Source organism: Citrobacter sp. VF227 (assembly GCF_052950715.1).
Window position 1 is genome coordinate 1 of sequence record NZ_JBRFVF010000084.1, and the last position, 769, is coordinate 769.

Sequence of the window (769 nt, forward strand, 5' to 3'; positions counted from 1 at the left end):
GCCGTCCTCGCAGGGCCAGAACCAAAGGCAAAGTGAAACGGATGGTGAAATATCTTAAGGAGAGCTTCTTCGTCCGGTACCGCAGGTTCGACAGCGTCACCCATGTAAATCATCAACTGGAGCAGTGGATGGCTGAAGTTGCTGATAAACGGGAGCTTCGCCAGTTCAGACAAACACCAGAGCAGCGCTTCGCACTGGAACAGGAGCATCTGCAGCCGTTGCCGGATACGGACTTCGATACCAGCTACTTCGACATCCGCCATGTGTCCTGGGACAGCTATATCGAAGTTGGCGGCAATCGTTACAGCGTTCCTGAAACGCTGTGTGGCCAGCCGGTCTCGATACGAATATCGCTGGATGATGAACTGCGGATCTACAGTAATGAGCAACTGGTGGCATCACATCGTCTCTGCTCAGCATCGTCCGGCTGGCAGACAGTGCCGGAACATCATGCCCCGCTCTGGAAGCAGGTCAGCATGGTAGAACATCGGCCACTGAGTGCGTATGAGGAGTTGCTGTGATGCATGAACTTGAAGCGCTGCTGAGTCGCCTGAAAATGGAGTATCTGAGCTATCACGTAGAAAACCTGCTGGAGCAGGCGGCTAAAAAAGAGCTGAACTACCGGGAGTTCCTGTGCATGGTGCTGCAGCAGGAATGGAACGGCAGACATCAGCGCGGCATGGAGTCCCGACTGAAGCAGGCGCGTCTGCCATGGGTCAAAACGCTGGAGCAGTTCGACTTCACCTTCCAGCCGGGCATCGATCGTAAG

The 769-nt window shown here is 54.9% G+C and carries 2 protein-coding genes; both read left to right on the top strand.

The window, feature by feature from the left end:
- A partial coding sequence (locus ACU8YC_RS25165; protein WP_446895982.1) for a Mu transposase domain-containing protein occupies window positions 1-521 on the top strand: 521 nt, incomplete at its 5' end.
- Window positions 521-769, top strand: a 249-nt coding sequence (locus ACU8YC_RS25170) for an ATP-binding protein (RefSeq protein ID WP_446895983.1), incomplete at its 3' end; no start/stop codon positions are given. The genes ACU8YC_RS25165 and ACU8YC_RS25170, both read left to right, overlap by 1 nt.